The organism is Flavobacterium sp., assembly GCF_031409475.1.
Classification (GTDB): Bacteria; Bacteroidota; Bacteroidia; order Flavobacteriales; family Flavobacteriaceae; genus Flavobacterium.
In genome coordinates this window covers 20,420-40,078 of the sequence record NZ_JANNXH010000030.1, presented here as the reverse complement: position 1 = coordinate 40,078, position 19,659 = coordinate 20,420, and the positions used below count along the sequence as shown (strand labels likewise).

At 34.6% G+C, this 19,659-nt stretch carries 13 protein-coding genes; 8 read left to right on the top strand and 5 right to left on the bottom strand.

Annotation, left to right across the window (positions count from 1 at the left end):
• Positions 1–400: 400 nt before the first annotated feature.
• Both RMO53_RS06280 and RMO53_RS06275 read left to right on the top strand, forming a co-directional pair.
• Positions 401–904 (top strand): helix-turn-helix transcriptional regulator, encoded by a 504-nt coding sequence (locus tag RMO53_RS06280; protein WP_310379052.1) that lies wholly within the window; start codon positions 401–403, stop codon positions 902–904.
• Between the two features lie 85 nt (positions 905–989).
• Positions 990–1,400, top strand: a complete 411-nt coding sequence (locus RMO53_RS06275) for a hypothetical protein (protein WP_310379050.1) — start codon at positions 990–992, stop codon at positions 1,398–1,400.
• A 62-nt stretch (positions 1,401–1,462) separates the two neighbouring features.
• Here RMO53_RS06275 and RMO53_RS06270 read toward each other — a convergent pair whose 3' ends face one another.
• Positions 1,463–1,819 (bottom strand): helix-turn-helix transcriptional regulator, encoded by a 357-nt coding sequence (locus RMO53_RS06270; RefSeq protein WP_310379048.1) that lies wholly within the window; start codon positions 1,817–1,819, stop codon positions 1,463–1,465.
• A gap of 274 nt (positions 1,820–2,093) precedes the next feature.
• Here RMO53_RS06270 and RMO53_RS06265 point away from each other — a divergent pair, with 274 nt between their 5' ends.
• The 5 genes from RMO53_RS06265 to RMO53_RS06245 all read left to right on the top strand — a co-directional run bounded on the left by RMO53_RS06265 (position 2,094) and on the right by RMO53_RS06245 (position 15,457).
• Entirely contained in the window at positions 2,094–3,695 is a 1,602-nt protein-coding gene (locus tag RMO53_RS06265; RefSeq protein WP_310379046.1) for a hypothetical protein, read from the top strand.
• A gap of 30 nt (positions 3,696–3,725) precedes the next feature.
• On the top strand, positions 3,726–4,181 hold the full coding sequence (locus tag RMO53_RS06260; protein ID WP_310379044.1) for a T9SS type A sorting domain-containing protein: 456 nt from the start codon (positions 3,726–3,728) through the stop codon (positions 4,179–4,181).
• A gap of 5 nt (positions 4,182–4,186) precedes the next feature.
• Positions 4,187–11,116, top strand: coding sequence for an RHS repeat-associated core domain-containing protein (locus RMO53_RS06255; RefSeq protein WP_310379041.1), 6,930 nt, complete (start codon positions 4,187–4,189; stop codon positions 11,114–11,116).
• A 7-nt stretch (positions 11,117–11,123) separates the two neighbouring features.
• Positions 11,124–11,516: a hypothetical protein gene (locus RMO53_RS06250; RefSeq protein WP_310379039.1), complete on the top strand. Its 393-nt coding sequence runs from the start codon at positions 11,124–11,126 to the stop codon at positions 11,514–11,516.
• Positions 11,517–11,662: 146 nt separating this feature from the next.
• The gene (locus RMO53_RS06245) at positions 11,663–15,457 is read left to right on the top strand and encodes a T9SS type B sorting domain-containing protein (RefSeq protein WP_310379037.1); all 3,795 of its coding nucleotides are present in this window, start codon (positions 11,663–11,665) and stop codon (positions 15,455–15,457) included.
• A 77-nt stretch (positions 15,458–15,534) separates the two neighbouring features.
• Here RMO53_RS06245 and RMO53_RS06240 read toward each other — a convergent pair whose 3' ends face one another.
• From RMO53_RS06240 to dnaA, 3 genes are all read right to left on the bottom strand, one after another.
• Positions 15,535–16,257, bottom strand: coding sequence for an SAM-dependent methyltransferase (locus RMO53_RS06240; RefSeq protein ID WP_310379036.1), 723 nt, complete (start codon positions 16,255–16,257; stop codon positions 15,535–15,537).
• A 249-nt stretch (positions 16,258–16,506) separates the two neighbouring features.
• On the bottom strand, positions 16,507–16,974 hold the full coding sequence (locus RMO53_RS06235) for a low molecular weight protein-tyrosine-phosphatase (protein WP_310379034.1): 468 nt from the start codon (positions 16,972–16,974) through the stop codon (positions 16,507–16,509).
• Between the two features lie 7 nt (positions 16,975–16,981).
• Positions 16,982–18,409 (bottom strand): chromosomal replication initiator protein DnaA, encoded by a 1,428-nt coding sequence (gene dnaA / locus RMO53_RS06230; RefSeq protein ID WP_310379031.1) that lies wholly within the window; start codon positions 18,407–18,409, stop codon positions 16,982–16,984.
• Between the two features lie 176 nt (positions 18,410–18,585).
• Here dnaA and RMO53_RS06225 point away from each other — a divergent pair, with 176 nt between their 5' ends.
• The gene (locus RMO53_RS06225; protein WP_310379029.1) at positions 18,586–18,990 is read left to right on the top strand and encodes a thioesterase family protein; all 405 of its coding nucleotides are present in this window, start codon (positions 18,586–18,588) and stop codon (positions 18,988–18,990) included.
• Positions 18,991–19,043: 53 nt separating this feature from the next.
• Here the strand turns inward: RMO53_RS06225 and RMO53_RS06220 are convergent, their stop codons facing one another.
• Complete coding sequence (locus RMO53_RS06220) at positions 19,044–19,652, bottom strand: YigZ family protein (protein WP_310379028.1); 609 nt, start codon at positions 19,650–19,652, stop codon at positions 19,044–19,046.
• Positions 19,653–19,659: the final 7 nt, after the last annotated feature.

The following is a 19,659-nucleotide window of genomic DNA, read 5'->3' as shown; positions in this document are numbered from 1 at the left end:
AACGTTTCAAAGACGATGTAAAAGATGTTGCCAAAGGATATGATTGTGGTATTCAAATAAAAGGATACAATGATATCGAAGAAAGAGATATTATCGAATCGTATCACGAAGTAGCTATCAAAAAGAAATTGAAATAAAATTTCGATATAATTTTTAAGAAATCCCGAGCAATCGGGATTTTTTTTGTTTTAAATTTTAAGAATGATGAAATCAACATCAATGTTTTGTGTCAAAAAAAATATTTTATTAAAATTTGTCACAAACTTGTGTCAAAATATTATTTTTAAAAAAAATTGTCACAACTTTGTGTCAAGAAAATATTATTTAAAAAAAATGACACAGAATGACCCGAACAATGTAAACGGGTCAACATTCGATAAAAATAATAATTTAGACGCAGATGAAAGCAAAGCAATTATTGAGAGACCAACTTGGACTCTCACAAGAAGTGATGGCAAAGTATTTATGTGTAACCAGAAGTCAGTTAGCTATGTACGAAGCAGGGAAACGCGAATTGCCAACGGCTGCAATAGTTAAACTCGCCGAGATTACACTATTCTTGGAACAAAATAAAGCTTCCAGAAAAGAAGACGACAAACTCTTAAAAAAACAAGAATTAGAAGTAAAAACACTATTGAAGTATCACGCCAAAGAGTTAGAGTACAAACAAATTAAAGAACAACGAATGCTTGAAGCTATTAAGAAAAAACATAATCAAAGCCTACAACTAAATTCACTAGCACTGCATTTGCAAAAAAATAAAAGCGCACAAGCCGATATATTGTTACAACAGGCTACAATAGGAATTGAAAAGAACGGAGTAGCAGCGCAAACCAAGCAAGTTTTAAAACTCGAAAGCATTAAGAGTCAGTTGAATCACATTAATATACTTAAAGAAAAGTAAATAAAATCCTAAATTTTTATTAAAGGACACTAAACCGAAAAATGATGGCGTTGATAGAGTATTAGTAACCTTAAAACAATTTTTTATGTCGTATTCAACGAGTAAAATCACAACGGTAGCCGACTGTGATTTATTATTAGCCTGGGCTGCAAAAGAAAAAGCAGACCTGAATTTCAAAAAGCTTTCGGAAGAAAGATTGACCAACAACTACAGCACTGCCTCGATAGAGATTGATGCTGAATTACAAGCGGTGCTAACCGAAATTACAGCAACCGAAACTATTATTGCAGCTTTACCCGCAGGCAATAGTAAAGAAGATGCAGTGAAGAAAAAAATTAGGTTAGAGTACAAAAAGTTTTTACTCGAAAACCGAAAAGAAAGCTACGGTATTGTAGCACTTTTGGAAAAAGAGCTCGACTTAACCAAAGTTACATTGGAGTTAACAGAGATTGACACTTTTACTGCTGCCATTACCACTCGAAAAGCGGCATTGTAGTTTTGTAGTACCGCAGTTAATGAAAGGTTGTCCGTAATGGGCAACCTTTTTTTGTTAATACATTATTTATTCAATCTGTTTTCTAACTCTACAATTTTTTTGTCCTTTTCAAAAAGCATTCTTTCATACAATTCAATTGCTTTTTCCGAAAGGTTATTGATAACAATATTACTTGTTGAACCTCCTTTTTGCTTATTACTAATGAGAACATATTTTTCTTCAGGAAGAAGTAACTCTTCAGGTTCAATTTGGTATAGATTACATATCTGTTCTATTTTAGTAATCCAAGTACTTGTATCACCTTTTTCCATTCTTTCATAAGTAGATTTGGAAATATTTAATTTTTGTATCACTTCCTCAAGGGTAAATCCTCTTGATTTCCGCAAGTCTTTTAACTTTTCTCCAACTGATTTGTTCATAATGTGAATATTTTACTTCAAAAATAGAGAATAAAAATTCATTTTATGACGGTATACCTTAATAAAATGTTAATTAGTTTTGGTAAATAATTTTTGATGAAAATTCTTATGAATTACAGTCTCTTAAAATTCAATACGTTTTCCTTTATACTAATAGTAAGTTGTACCTTTTTTAATGCTAGCGTCCAATAAATCCCTTGGCAAAAAAAAATTATAAAAAAAATTATAGAGAGAGTTCTCAAATACAAAAATCAACATATTAAAAATCAATAGAATGAAAAACACAATCAAATTATTTTTTTTAGGAATATTCCTTTTTGGGACAACAATTTCTAGAGCACAAATTACTACTGCTACTGGTGGTGCAACTAATGTGTTGCCAAACTCGCCAACCACAAATACCAATGTGGGTATTGGCACTAATACTCCAACAGAAAAACTTCATGTTGTTGGAAATATTAAAGCATCAGGATTGGCAACATTTGCTTTAACAGTAACTGCGACTCGATTAATATCTAATGTTGCAACAGGAACTTCTCCTTTAACAGTTACTAGTACGACAGTAGTTCCTAATCTTAATGCTGATTTACTTGACGGACTGCATGCAACAAGTTTTCAAACAGCATTAATAAACCCAATAACAGGGTTGCTTACATCAGGGTACATTCCAAAAGCAACAGGGACAAATACTTTAGGTAATGGCATTCTTTTAGACAACACCTCTCACATAGTTTTACAAACAGCTGGAACACCCTATTTAAAAATAACAGACGGAACGGGTTTTGTAAATATGGGTGTAGATACAGCGACTGGAAATTCAACATTTTACAATTCAGGCACCTATCATAGATTTTTGATTAATGAATTAGGATATGATGCTATGCGTATTAATTCAACGGGGAATGTATTAATTGGTACTACAACAGATAGCGGAATAGACAAACTTCAAGTTAATGGTAGTGGATATTTTAATGGTAATGTTAGATTTAGTCAGCCTTATGGTTTGCTTTTTGCAAATGGTCAATACGTTAAAGATAACGGAAGCGCAGGGCTATCTCTCTCAAGTGCTGGTGCTTTTAATATTATTGGCGGAGGAAATGTTCTTATAAACAAGTCCACAGACAACACAGTTGATAAATTACAAGTCAATGGTAATATATCCATACCATTTGGTACAGCATATAAAATGTATGATGCAGCAGGAACTGGTTGGGGACAAATGCTTTATAATAATACTTATGACAGAATAGATTTTAATAGAGGAATACAAGCGGTAGCGTTGACTTTAACAACTGCTCCAACAACAAGCACGGGAACTTATGATATCCTTACAAGAAACACAAGTACAGGAGCGGTAGAAAGTAAAGCAAGTACGTTTTTCGCAACAAGTGCCAACAATATTTACACCAACGATGGCACTTTGTCTGGAGCAAGAACAGTTACAATGGGCGCAAATCCTATCACTTTTAGTGGTACGGCGAATTACATTATTAACGCAGGAAATGTTGGAATCGGTTCCGCAAATCCAGACGAAAAACTAACCGTTAAAGGAAAAATTCATGCCGAAGAAATAAAAGTAGATTTACTTGTTCCTGCTGATTATGTTTTTCAAAAATATTATACAGGAAAATCTCAATTGAAATCAGATTATTCTATGCCAACCTTAACCGAAGTAGAAGCTTTTACAAAAGCCAACCACCACTTGCCTAATGTACCATCAGCAAAACAAATACAACAAAACGGTTTTGCATTGGGAGAAATGTCTAATGTGTTGCTTCAAAAAGTAGAAGAATTGACTTTATACATTATAGGGCAAAACAAAGATATAGAAGAGTTAAAATCGCAAGTAAAAGCGTTATTAGTAAAAAAACAATAATCATAATTTAATCCCTAAAATAATTAAATCATGAAAAAATATTTACTCCTACTATTTTTAGGGTTTTCGGTCTTCGTTAAAGCACAAGACAACAAAATAATATTTGATTACGATGGGGCAGGCAATCAAATAAAAAGAGAATTATGTATAGGTTGTACCAAGCCTAATTACAAAACTACAGAGCCAAAAAAAATAACAGCCTTAAAAGACGAAGATTTACAAAAATTCTTCCCCGAAGATGTCATTGCCTATTATCCCAATCCTGTAAAAGAAGAATTGTATCTCAAATGGGAATTGGCAAATGACAATACAGTTACTGCTTTGCAAGTATATAGCTTGAACGGACAAGTTCTACAATCCTACGCTAATATGGAACAGACAAACGCAAAAAACCTTCCTTTTCAGTCCTATCCTTCGGGTACGTATTTAATTGTTTTAACATATCGCAATGGCGAACAAAAATCAATTAAAATTATTAAACAGTAATCGTTATGAAGTACTTTTATTTTTTCCTTATTTCTCTTGGATTTTCATTTTTTATTTCAGCTCAAAACATGGGAGGAACACCCGTACAGGGTCTAATTCCTATAAAAAGAATCAGTAGTAGCGCGGAAACGAATTTAAATAGCACTAGTAAAATTAGTGGAACTGCTAAATTATCAGCTACAACCACAACTCCTACTGGAAATTCACCTGAAGTAGGTATTACCGAAGGGCAATTATCGGTTTCGCTTTCAGGTGGAGCTAATTACTCCATTCCTGTTGCAGTGCCACCAGGTATTAATGGTGTGGTTCCGCAAGTGAGTCTATCTTATAACAGTCAGGGAGGCAATGGTGTGGCGGGTTATGGTTGGAATATCTCTGGCGTATCTGCCATTACTAGAATTCCGAGAACCAAGTTCCATGATGGAATTGTTGGGGGTGTAAATCTCGATACCAATGACCGTTTTGCTTTTGACGGACAACGTTTAATTTTAAAATCAGGAAATGTTTATGGAGAAGCTGGTGCAATTTATGAAACCGAAAGTTTCTCGAATATAAAGATTAGTTCACAGGGTACGTCTTCATCAGACCCTAACCCTTCTTTTAAAGTTGAATATCCAGACGGTTCTGTTGCTATGTATGGAGCTAGTCTTGATTCCCGTTCCATTACCACTTGGGGCATTACCTATTGGGAAAACCCTCAAGGGGTACGAATTTCATATAATTATATTCTTGCCAATAATAATATGAGTATTGAATACATCAAATATGGTACTACTGGTACAAATACAGCGATTAACCAAATTCAATTTGTTTATGTAGCGAGACAAAGACCCGAACAATCTTATATAGGAGGGCAAAGTATCCTGATGAACACCATTTTGAAAGAAATTAAAACTATTGGAAATGGCATTGGTTTTAGAAATTATGTTTTAGAACCAGTGCAGACCTCTCTAGGTTATGAACGACTAGAAAGGATAACCGAAAAAAGCGGAGATAATACAAAAAGTTATAATCCTACGGTGTTTAGTTATGGATTTACAAACGGTGAATTCACAGATGCAAATATTACTACTAGTTTAAGTGTTGGAAATATTACTTCCTTAAATGCAGGAACTGTTTCTGGGGATTTTGACGGAGATGAAAAAATGGAATTTTTACTCTATCCCACAACAGGAACCAGTAGCAAAACAAAATATTGGTTTTTCAACGATATTCACTCAGGCAATAATATCAATATGGGCTATGAACATAATGTAGGTGCTTTTGAAACGATTTTTCCGGTTAGCTGGCTAACTTGGACCAATAAACTTTGGACAAAGCAAGGCTGGGCTGTGGCTAAAAAAACAGATACTAATTATACTTTTACAGTATATTGTGCAGGGACAGTAAATCCCATTTATTACCAATATGATAGAGTAGTTAATTTTCCCACACAAACCGTTGGATCATATGGTGAAAATTGTAGAAATGTTGAATTTGAAACTATTTTTCCTAAAAAAATACTCTCAGGAGATTTTAATGGGGATGGACTAACCGATGTGATTGCTATTGATTTAGAACTTCAATCTTTTAGTTATAGCGATGACTATTATTATGGATGTATATCAGCTACAGAAATAATAACTTCCAAAAAAGTTTATTTCGTAGATTTAAAAAGAGACAATACCTCTAATTTTCTAACCTATTCAGGTGAATTAGCTGCAGATATAACTTCCCATTCTAGAGTCGAAGTCGCAGATGTAAATGGGGATGGTAAATCAGACTTCTTGATTTTTGAAAACGGAAAAGTGACCACTTATACACTTAATAGTACTAATCAGTTGGTTTTATTATGGAATTACCTTGACGCTAATATCTCGATAGATACAAGTAAAACGATTTTGCTAGGCGATTATAATGGTGACGGAAAAACTGATTTTATTACTCCTAAAGGCTATGGATATGCTGAATGGTATAAATATAGTTCTACAGGAATTACTTTTTCAAAAGAAATTAAGTATTATGATCAAGTTAATTTTAATCAAAACACTACTTCTAACACTTACAATTATATCATTTCTGACTACAACAAAGATGGTAAATCAGATTTGATTATGACAGACACATCTCTAAATACAGACAAAACTAAGGGATGGGTATATGTTAAATGCTATATAAATAAAAATGGAAATTTTGATGGCACTTGGAATCCAGATAAACCTAATACGGCCTCGACTTATAGTGATCTAAGTTCGGATATTACACTTAACACACTACCCATTTACTTACCCACAGGAAGAGGAGTGCCAAATAAATATAAACCCTATAGTCCAACCCTAGAAATTGCCTTTTTGAGCAATAATAAAGTATTTTATATTAATTCAAATAAGGATAATGCCAAGGATCAATTACTACTAACGATTACCACAGGCAACGGTGTGAGAGAATCGATTACCTATAAACCATTAATATATGAACCTTGTCCATATAATTGTAATTCTGTTTATTCAAATAGTGTCTATATAGAAAACTATCCCAATACTGACATCGAATCTGCATCAACTGTTCAAGTCGTTTCTCAACTAGAAAAACAAAGTGCCACCGTTTACAAAAAACAATTGTTCTCCTATGCAGGAGCAACTTCCAATTTAGAGGGACTGGGCTACTTTGGTTTCCGTGCCTCGATGCGCACCAATTGGTTCGAAAATGATAGTCAAATTATTAGCTCTATATCCAAGTTTGACCCTAATTTACGGGGTGCCAATGTAGAGAATTACACCTATTTAGGATTAGTTGCTCCAACAATAGCAGTCAATGCCACAACACCAACTACAGGCATACCCAACAGCATAACATTATCCGATTATACTTTTACGACATCAGATACACGTATTGCTACTGGTAGTATTATTATACGACCAGGTCAAAACGGCACCTCTATTAAACCTACAACTGGAACAGCCTTTGTAGCCAAGATACTGCCCAACTATGATTCTACTGGCTTTGCAGAAACCAACACAACCGCACCCGTGGGCTTGATAACCAAATCGTTGTCGAGTTACGAAGTCAACTTGTCGCCTAACAAAGTATATAAACTACAAGGGGTACAGTCCAAAAACTACAACATTTTGGATAATACTAGTAGTGAAACCAACACAAGCTATGATACGTACAACAATCCTATCGAATCGATAACCAAACTCAAAAACGGAGGTATTGATGAGCAAACCACTACAAGTACCGTAGCCTATGCTTCCCCTACGGCAACTCCTTATATAATAGGCAGTCCTACAAGCAAAATACAAACTGTAATAAGTTCTGGCGATAGTATGACCAGCAAAGAAACCTACGGCTATGGTACTGGAACTGAAAGTAATTTGCTCAAGGTAATCCAGAAATGGGGCAATAACACGAGCGGAATTACAGAAGCCAACGTTTATGATGCCTTTGGGAATATTACCCAAAAAACCATATCCGCAGCAGGAATTACAGACCGAAAAACCAATTATAAATACGACCCAACAGGGCGTTTCCTGATAGAAAGTAATGATATTGAAACACTAAAAACCACCTATCTATATAACCCTGATGGTACTTTAAAATCCAAAACCAATCCATACAATTTAACTACCTCTTATTTGTATGACCCTTGGTTTAAGAAAACCACCACCACCGATTATTTAAGCAAAACCAATACCCTTGCCTATATTCGTCAAAACGAAAAAACACTAATTACTTCGACAGGTGGCGACGACGGTAGCTATAGCGAAGAACTGTATGATGACCTAGGCAGAAAAATGCGCACAGGCATAAAAGACCTCCAAAACAATATGTCTTACAAAGATTTTAAATACGATATTTATGACCGAAACTTTAGCGTAAGCGAACCTTACACAGGAAGTCCTTCATTGTGGAACACCACTTCTTATGATATATATGGTCGTCCAGAGACAGCAACAGACTTTAGGAATAAAGTAATAAGTATGGTGTATGACAAATTGACCACAACAGCAACAGATGGCAGTACAGGTATTACAGAAAAATCAACCAAAAACGCTATGGGCAATGTCGTGCAAATGGAAGAAACGCCAGGAGGAATCATAAATTACAGCTATTTTGCCAATGGAAAACTCAAGGAAACCAACTATGCAGGTACTAAAATAACACTAACCCAAGACGGCTGGGGTCGAAAAACCAGTTTAGCAGATCCAGCAGCGGGAACATATACTTATGAGTATAATGCTTTGGGCGAAATGACAAAAGAAACCACGCCAAATGGTACAACCACTTATAATCTGGATGCTTGGGGTAAACCCAGTTCAAAAACAATAGTTGGACTAAATACCGATAGTAATACCGTATATACCTACAATGCTTTAGCAGATGGCAAATTGTTAATCAAGACCCAATACACCGATGCCAAAGATGCCAGCAAAAAAAATACTACGGATTATACGTATGATCAAATAAACAAAAGATTACTAACCACTAAAGAAACCACAGACTACGGTGCTGTTTTTACCAAAACACTAACCTATGATGCTTGGGGCAGAGTTGATACAGAAACTAGTGAAGCAAGTCTAAATGGAAAATCTAGTAAAACTATAATTCAAAACGAATACAAAAATGGTTTTGCTTATAAAATAAAAGACGTCCAAAATCCAAAAACCTTATGGGAAACCAACGAAGTCAATGCCCGAGGACAATTGACAAAAGCTACATTAGGAAACGGAATTGTCATAGACAACACTTATGACAGCAGTGGGTTTGGTTACTTGACTAATACCAAGCACACTTTGAGCACAACCGCCACTACGGTTATGGAGTTAACTAACGATTTTGATTTTCTACGTGGCAACGTCAACTGGCGTAAAAACAGCCTTTTTGGTAATGTTCAAGAAAATTTCGGCTATGATAACCAAGACCGTCTTATCACTTATCCCAATGCACTTGGTGCTATAGAAACCCAAACCTATGAAGTTGATGGACGTATATTGACCAACAAACTAGGAACATATAATTATACCAATACCCAAAAAAAATACCAAAACACCTCTGTAACACTTTCCCCAGAAGCTACTGGCTATTATGCTAATCGTGAAGGTGTTTTTAGTGATAGTATGGAAGATAAAAAAGGATGGACAATCCCTGACCCATTAGTTTATACCTATGACACTACCGAGAAACACTTGGGAAATACCTCCATAAAAATTGCCAATACCAACACATCTGAAAAAGTAATACATTCTGAAGTTTGGACAAAAATTGACAATACTACTCCTACATCCTATACTTATTCGGCTTGGGTAAAAAGTGATGCGCCACAAGCAGAATTGTTCCTGTTTATGAAGACAGAAACCGAAACTAATTATTTCACATTAGTTGATTCGAAAGTTACTGATGTCAAGAACCAATGGACACGAATTGAAGGCACATTTGTTGTCCCTGCAAATATTAAAAAACTGAATCTTCGATTAGACAACAACGGACTAGGAAATGTATGGTTTGATGATGTTATGATTCGCAAAACCAGTAATACTGCTTTGGTCAACTTACAAGTTCCAAATGAAACTTACAAAGACCGCCAACTAGGTATTACTTATAACACTTTTAAGTCGCCTATAGAAATAAGCGAGGCAGGTGTTGACAAAATAAGTTTTGTCTATAACGACAATAACAGCCGCTCTGTCATGTTTTATGGCAGTCTAGATGTAGATAAAAACTTGCGCCCTAACCGTAAGTACTACTCTGCCGATGGTAGTATGGAGATAAAACAAAACATCCTAACAGGAGTAATAGAGTTTGTTACCTATCTAGGCGGTAATGGCTACTCTGCACCAGTAGTTTATAAAAAAACCTATGAAAGTGCAGGAGCATCACAAGAACAAATCCTATATTTGCATAGAGATTATCAAGGCAGTATTTTGGCAATAACCAATGAGGCAGGAGCGGTTCTAGAAAAACGCCAGTTTGATGCTTGGGGCGCTATTATAAAAGTACTAGACGGCAACGGTAATATATTAAACGGTCTTATCATTCTTGACAGAGGTTACACAGGACACGAACATTTGCAAAGTGTAGGATTGATTAATATGAACGGGCGTTTGTATGACCCCAAATTGCATCGATTCTTGCAACCTGACAATTACGTGCAAGATCTATACAACACACAGAACTATAACAGGTATGGGTATGTGTTGAACAATCCTTTGAAGTACACCGACCCAAGTGGGGAGTTATCGTTTAAATCAATTGGAAGATGGTTTAAAAGAAATTTGAATGATATAGTTGCGGGAGTTCAAATAGTTGTGGGAGTGATATTAACAGTAACTGGCTTACCAGAGTTTGGTGTCCCATTAATATTAGCTGGTGTTAGTCACTTTGCAGCTGCTTATAATGAATATAAACAAACTGGCGATTGGGCATCTGCTTCTAATAATGCAGGAGTATTTTTTAATGTATCTTTTAAAATAGATTGGGGTTATGACAGCTCAAAAAATGATAAAAATGGTGTTACACAAACTGCACCTGTTGTAACGCCCAAAACGGTAGAGCAGGTTAAACAAGATAAAGGTGAAAATTCGTTTCATCCTGGACAATATTTACCTAATTTTAAATCAGATATTGGATTTGATTTTTTTAAATTTAAAGGATTGCATTATGGAGTGCCTGAATTTGAAAGTAGTTGGATTACAGGTGCGGCATTTACTCCTGGTCCTTTTGTAATTTATCCAACTGGCGGTAGTAGTCGTGAAACATACAACACTCACGAACCTGGTCATGTAATACAATTTGCTCTGCTGGGACGCTTTTATTACCCCTTCATTGCCTTGCCTAGTATATTACATGTAAATGACCCTAACACAAATTATCATTATCATGAACTTACAGCTAACCAATTGTGGTATTGGTGGTCAGGAGAATCTTTTCTCCTAAATCCACGTCACAAAAAATAATCAAATTATGAAAAACTTAATTTTATTATTCAGTTTATTTTTTTTCGGATGTCATTATCATACAGATAAATTAAAGGTTTATAATAACTCAAAAAAAGACATATATTACCTTCCGATGCTTAAAGATAGAAACAGCGGTAATTATTATGCACTTTCTGTGGGTGGAAATATAAAAGCAATGGAACAAGACTCCCCAAAATTAAGAGGGAGTATTTCCGATTATATGAAACAAAAAGATTTTGATAATTTATTATATGTTGTTTTTTTTATGGAGAAATATTTTAAATATGCGCCAGAAGACGGAAAAAAAATTGTCTTTGATAAGAGATTTAAAGTTCAAAAATATTCATTAAAGGAATTAGATAGTTTGAATTGGACGATTACGTATGATGGGAATTAATATAGATACAAAAAAAAAGCTAAACCCGTTTCAATAATCTACAAAGTTGAGCAGACAAAACAAAATATAAATAAGCTATATCCATAAAACGGTATAGCTTTTAAAATAAGATATTGCTAAAAGCTTCGTTCAGCAATAGTACAATAATGAAGAAAATAAATATACTACCTTTTCTATTTTTTACAAGTTTTGTTTTCTCGCAACAAGAAGCGAGTAATTGGTATTTTGGTAGCTATGCGGGTATAAAGTTTCATCCAGATGGCAGTGTTACAGCACTTACTGATGGACAACTCAATACAAAGGAAGGTTGCGCCACTATATCAGACAGTAGTGGTAATTTGTTGTTTTATACTGACGGTTCAACTATTTGGAACAAAAATCATCAACTAATGCTCAATGGCACGGGTTTACTAGGGCATTGGTCCAGTACACAAGCAGCAACTATTGTTCCTTTGCCAAGCTCAACCCACTTGTTTTATGTGTTTACTTTAGATTTTGAAACAAACCCCAATGGTTTTCGGTATTCCATAGTTGACCTCGATTTAGATGGCGGATTGGGAGCGGTAACTAGTCAAAAAAATATTTTGATTTATACGCCTTCGGATGAAAAGTTGTCTATTGTAAAACACAAAAACGGAATTGATTTTTGGGTAGTGACCCACGGTTTCAACAGCAACACTTTTTATAGTTATTTACTCACCGCTTCGGGTTTGAATGCTACTCCAGTTCTTTCGAATTCAGGTAATGTTGTTTCTAATTTTTACGTTTGGGGCTATATGAAAATTTCGCCTGATGGCACAAAATTGGCAATGGCACACGCCGCTGATAAAGGGGAATTGTTTGATTTTGATACTACAACAGGAATTGTTTCGAATGCTAGAGTGATATATGAAAATAGTCATTCGTATGGAGTTGAATTTTCGCCTAACAGTGCGGTATTGTATGTGTCTAATATGTTTTTTGGCATAACACAATACGATTTAACAACAAATCCTATTACAAGCACATCAGTTTACAATGGGATAGCCAAAGCTTTACAACTAGGTCCTAACGGAAAAATATACATTGCAGTAGATGAACAAGATAGATTAGAAGTAATAAACAACCCTAATATTTATGGTTTGGGATGTGATTTGCAAACAAATGCAGTTTCATTATTAGGACGGAAGTGTATGCTTGGTTTGCCTCCATTTATTGCAAGTTTTTTTTATAAAACCTCCTTTGCCGCTGAAAATTTATGTTTGGGTTCAAGTACGAAATTCACGACAAGCACCAATTTAACGAATATAACTTCTGCAAATTGGGATTTTGGAGATGGAACAACTTCAACTGATATTAATCCTCTACATACGTATGCTTTGTCAGGAACATACAAAGTGAGTGTTGTGTTAGTAAGTTCAGCAGGAACCAGTGCCGAGAGTCAAGATATTATCATTTCAAAAGTTCCCACGGCAACAAAACCGCAAGATTTGTTAATTTGCGACACCAATAATAACGGACTTTCTACTTTTGATTTAACCACACAAAACACAGCAATACTCAACGGTCAAGATCCTAATTTATATACCATAACGTATTTTGCTAATGCTACAGATTATGCCAATAATTTAGTAATAGCAACACCAACAAGTTATACAAACACAGTTCCTTACCAACAACAAACTATAATTGCAGAAGTAAGTAACAATGCGAATACGACTTGCAAAAGCAGTACGAATTTCAATATAGATGTGTTTGATGCTCCAAAACCAAGTACAACGATTCCAAAGCTAACCACTTGCGACAACACCAGTGTAGGAACAGATGTAGACGGTCGTGTCCTTTTTGATTTGACTCAAAGAGCAACAACTGTTTTAAACGGACAATACGCTACACAATTTATGCTTTCGTATTATAAAGATGTCGCTTTGACCCAAAATATTGCTACGCCAAATACTTATGCTAATACCAATGTTTCGGAAACGATTTATGTAAAAATGGTAAATAAAGACAATCTATTGTGTGCAGCCACAACCTCATTCCCAATCGAAGTTTTGCCTTTGCCTGTAATTACAAATGTAGTTTCTTTGAAACAATGCGACGACAATATTGATGGTTACAGTGTGTTTAATTTAGAAGAAGCTATTGCAAAAATCACAACAAATGCTGCGACAGAAACGATAGCTTTTTTCAGATTACCAACCGATGCGCAAAACAACACCAACTCAATCGCAAATCCCACAACCTACACCAATCAAGTCGTAAGTAATGATGTGGCTTATGTACGAGTAACCAACGCTAATGGTTGTTTTAGAGTCGCACAACTTAACTTGATTGTTTCCACGACACAAATTCCGTTGAATTTCGCCAAAACGTTTATGGTTTGTGATGATGCCATTTTAGGAACTAATGTTGACGGAATTGCGACTTTTGATTTCAGTAGCGTAACCAATCAAATTCAGAATATATTCCCAGTTGGTCAGTTGTTAGATATCAGCTATTACAAAAATCTAACCGATGCTTTGGCAGAGAAAAACGCAATTACGGATATTTCAAATTATAGGAATAGTGGTTATCCCAACACCCAAAAAATTTATGTTCGGGTAGATAGTCAGGTTAATAACGATTGTCTCGGTTTAGGAAGTCATATCACGCTGAATGTAGAAAAAATCCCAATCGTAAAACCCATTGTTGAAACCCAATGCGATGACAATCAAGATGGATTGTATGCTTTTAATACAACAACACTTCAAGCCAAATTATTAAACGGATTGACCAATGTAACCGTAACCTACTTTGACCAAAATAATGTGCTATTGTCAAGTCCGTTGCCCAATCCTTTTAACACCACATCGCAAACATTAAAAGTAGTCGTAACCAAAAACACACCAACTGCTTGTTCGTTCGAAACAACTTTACAATTTGTGGTTGATGATTTACCCGAAGCCTTTCCAATTTCGGTAAACGCCACCACAATTTGTGATGAAGAAGCCAACCCAGTTCAACAAGACGGAAGATATGCTTTTGATACGACGGCTTTCCAAAACACCATTTTAGGAACTCAAACCGGAATGGTTGTGAAATATTTTGACCAGAATAACAATCCGATTTCTAGCCCGTTACCCAATCCGTTTGTGACCGCAACTCAAAACGTGAGAGTTGAAGTCATTAACTCCATAAACACAACGTGCAAAGCAATAACCATTATTGCATTTGTCGTAAATCCAGTTCCAAAAATCAATTTATTGGGAGATGAATTGGTGTGTACCAACTTGCCAACCTTTACCAAAATTTTGGATGCAGGACTTTTGGACGCAACACCAACAGGCAATTACAGCTACGTGTGGTCGTTTAACGGAAGTACACTTCCTGGAGCGACAAACTACTCTTTAATAGTAAACACAGCAGGACTTTACACCGTTAAAGTAACCAACAATCAAGGCTGTTCCAGAACAAGAACGCTAACGGTTGTGGCTTCGGATAGCGCCAAAATAACAGGAATTACTATTGTAGATTTGGCAGTTACTAATAGTATTTCGGTTACTGTATCCGGTGCAGGAAATTATGTTTATACTCTCGATGATGAATTTGGAACCTATCAAACCGAAAGCGTTTTCAATAACGTAACCGCAGGAATTCACACCGTTTTTGTCAAAGATTTGAATGGCTGTGGCGTAACTCCAAAAGAAGTGGCTGTACTCGGAATACCAAATTACTTCACACCCAACAACGATGGTTTTAACGATTATTGGAACTTAAAAGGCGTGAATGCCTTTTTTAACTCAAAGACAATCATTTATATTTTTGACCGCTACGGCAAATTAATAGCCCAAATCAATCCACTAACCCAAGGCTGGAACGGCATCTACAACGGGCAACAAATGCCTGCAACTGATTATTGGTATTCCGTCGCTCTCGAAGACGGTCGAGTTATGAAAGGGCATTTTGCTTTGAAAAGGTAAGTAACGAATCTCATCTATTCGAGCTTCAAAATGATAAAATTGAAAACCATTCGTGAAAACGAGTGGTTTTTTTTTACTTACATTTTATGAATGATAAAAATAGTTGGGCGATTGTGTAAATCTAGGGTTTCTTTTTTCCATGCAGACGCTCTTTTTGTTTTTATGAATTCGGTGGGTAATGTAATGTCTGTGGCAATACACAAGAAGGTTTCAGGATGTAAGGCTTGCAAAATATCGTCGAGCATTTTGTTGTTTCGATACGGAGTTTCTATAAAGAGTTGCGATTGATTTTTGTCTTGAGATAGTTTTTCTAAATTTTTTAAGGCTGTTTTCTTTTCGGATTTTTCGATGGGTAAATAGCCGTTAAAAGTAAAACTCTGACCATTCATTCCTGATGCCATCATGGCTAATAAAATAGAAGATGGACCAACTAAGGGTACAACTTGTATGCCTTTTTCATGCGCTAGTTTTACAATAACAGCACCAGGATCTGCAACTCCAGGACAACCTGCTTCACTCATTAATCCTACATTTAGCCCATCTAACAAGGGTTTAATAAAATCTAAATGTTCTCGAGTTTCGGTGTGTTTGTTTAAAACAAAAAGGATTAATTCCGATTGTTTTTTTTCGGGATGTACACTTTTTATCGATTTTCGAGCAGTTTTTTCGTTCTCAACAATGTAATAATCTATAAAATCGATGGTTCTTTTTATGGTTTGTGGCAAAACATCTAAAGGTTCACAATCGCCCATTGTAGTTGGGATTAAGTATAGTTTTCCTAAAAATGGAGTTGGATTCATGTTTTTTTAATATAAATTCTAAAGTAGCTATTGGTAATAAATAAAAAAGTTAAAGGTCATTATTAACTTAAGTAAAAGTCAAAATTTAAAGTTGCATTTTAGTGAAGCACTAAATTAATTTGCCACAGATTTCACAGATTAAAGCAGATTGATTTGTCACACAGCTTAAATTTTTTTTTAATCATTCAAATCTGTGTCAAAAACTTTTTATTCTATTTTGATATTACTACAATATATCTTTCTAATTACTTAGCCGTGTTTTTCGATAAATTTTTTGGCAATTACATCACAAGCTTCATCCAGCATTTTAAAAACTGAATCGAATCCGTTCGGTAAACCATAATAGGGATCAGGGACATCTACATTTTCATTGGGAAATAATTCATTTAAAATGAGTTGTACTTTTTCTGTTTGTTGTTTATTATCAGCTAGTTGTAATACATCTTCATAGTTTGAGTTATCCATGACATAGATGTATTGATAAACTTCAAAATCATTTTTTGAGAATTGTTTTCCTTTTTGATTGGATATATCGATTCCGTTTTTTTTTGCAACGGCAATGGATCTTTCGTCAGGTTTATGTCCAATATGCCATGAACCAGTTCCGGCGGAATCTACTATAAATTTATTTTCAGGGAGTTTAGAGGCTAATATTCCTTCGGCAAGTGGTGACCGACAAATATTACCAAGACAAACCATTAAAATTTTTACGGACATGATGCGTTTATAGCGTTAATTTTTTATTGATATCCTCAACAAACTTTTTAAATTGTTTGTCGGTAGCAACTAAATTGTCAACGGTTTTACATGCATGTAAAACTGTGGCATGATCGCGATCGCCTATTTGAGAACCAATGTTTGCCAGAGAAGCTTTGGTGAATTTTTTGGCAAAAAACATGGCTAGCTGACGCGCTTGAACGATATGTCTTTTTCTAGTTTTTGATTGCAATGTTTCTAAATCCAATTGGAAATAATCGGAAACAATTTTTTGAATGTAATCGATAGAAATTTCTCGTTTTACATTTTTTACAAATTTTTCGACAACACTTTTTGCAAGTTCAAGTGTTACTTCTTTTTTGTTGAATGAGGATTGTGCAATCAAGGAAATAATGGCACCTTCGAGTTCTCTTACATTTGATTTGATGTTTCGAGCAACATATTCTATAATTTCTTCGGGAATTTCTACTCCATCACGGTAAAGAATGTTTTTTAGGATAGAAATTCTAGTTTCATAATCGGGTTGGTGTAACTCAGCAGATAATCCCCATTTAAAACGGGATAACAGTCGTTGTTCAATATCTTGCATGTCAACTGGTGCTTTGTCCGAAGTCAAAATTACCTGTTTTCCGTTTTGATGTAAAAAATTGAATATATGAAAAAACACGTCTTGCGTCCCTGATTTACCGGATAAAAACTGAACATCATCAATAATTAGTACATCGATAAGTTGGTAAAAATGAATAAAATCGTTGCGATTATTTTTCTTTACAGAGTCAATATATTGTTGGGTGAAAATTTCGGCAGATATATATAAAACGGTTTTCTCGGGATATTTATCTTTTATTTCAACACCAATAGCATGAGCTAAATGGGTTTTTCCCATACCTACACCGCCAAAAATTAATAAAGGATTAAACGAAGTTCCTCCGGGTTTATTTGCCACAGCCATTCCAGCAGAACGTGCTAATCTATTGGAGTCACCTTCTAGGAAATTGTCAAAACTATAGTTGGCATTAAGTTGAGATTCGATTTTTAAATTTCTGATTCCAGGAATAACAAATGGATTTCTCAATTCAGGATTCAGGTTTTTAAATGGAGCATCAACATCCTGCGGTTTCATAGGCACACGATTTGAACTAGGAATTTGTTCGGTAAAGGGTTGTTTATTACCGTAAGTATTTTCCATTTTGATTTTATAAAGTAACTTTGCATTTTTCCCAAGTTCCTTGGTTAGTGCAACTTTTAATAATTTTACATAGTGTTCTTCTAACCATTCATAGAAAAATTTACTAGGAACCTGTATATACAATGCATTATCGGTAAGTTCAACTGATTTAATTGGTTCAAACCAAGTTTTGTATGCTTGGTCTTGAATGTTGTCTTTTATAAAAGATAAACAGTTTTCCCATACTGATTGAGCAGTTTTGTTCATATATTTGGTTAAATTAATCTTTGGTTGGTAATGGTTATCTTATAAAAAAAAGGTCTGTTTGTATTAGTATTTCGGGGTAACAAATATGTGAATAAAATTTGCTAAAAAAAAATATTTTGTATGTAATTTTTATAAAATATTATTGTATGAGAGTTTAAAAATTTAATTTATTTAATATGAAATATCATTTAACTCAATTTAGAGTTCGCTATTCAGAAACAGACCAAATGCGTGTCGTTTATCATGGTAATTATGCTCAATATTTTGAAGTGGGAAGAGTGGAATGGCTCAGAAACAAAGGAGTTTCTTACAAATGGATGGAGGAAAACAACATTATGCTTCCAGTAGTTTCATTATCAATAAATTATAAAAAATCAGCATTTTATGATGACCAATTAACCTTAAAAACAATATTAAAAAAACAGTCAACAGTTAAGATTGAGTTTGACTATGAATTATACAATGAGCAACAAGAGTTATTAACAACAGGCAACTCAATTTTGGTATTTGTTAACATGAAAACAGGAAAACCAATTGCTCCTCCTCAATATATTTTGGATCTCTTAAATAAAATAGAATAGAAAGGTTTTATATTGCTCAAATCATAATTTAAAGAATTAATTTTGAGATTATATTAAAGTCTTCTAATTTCAATTTCAAACATTGAATTAAAAATGCCGAATATTATTTCGGCATTTTTTTTTCGGGTGATAATTTCGATTTCGCAATTCATTTCCATTTTTTGGGTGATGATTGCTATATTTTTTTCTTTTATTATCCGCATCACTTTGTTGATGTTCTTGTAATCGAATGTGATTATAAAATGAACTTCAACTGTTTTTTCAATAATTCTAGCGGATTCTAATGTTTGCTGTGCAGTATTTTTATAGGCAGAAATCAAACCTCCAACACCTAGTTTTACACCTCCAAAAATTCGAACTACTACAACTAAAATGTTAGTGACTTGAAAGGATTGAATCTGCCCATAGATTGGTATTCCGGCTGTATTATTAGGTTCGGCATCGTCATTTGTTCGGTAACTTATTGCATCGGTTCCTATTTGATAAGCATAACAAAAATGTCCTGCATTAGGATGCTTTTTTCGTAAGCTATCTATTACAGGTTTTACTTCATTTTCAAGAGTTATGGGAAATGCATATCCATAAAATTTACTGTTTTTCTCTTTAAAAAGAATATCAGAAGTTGGAATTTCAATGGTTTTGTAGGTGTCTATAGATTCCAAAAGGATT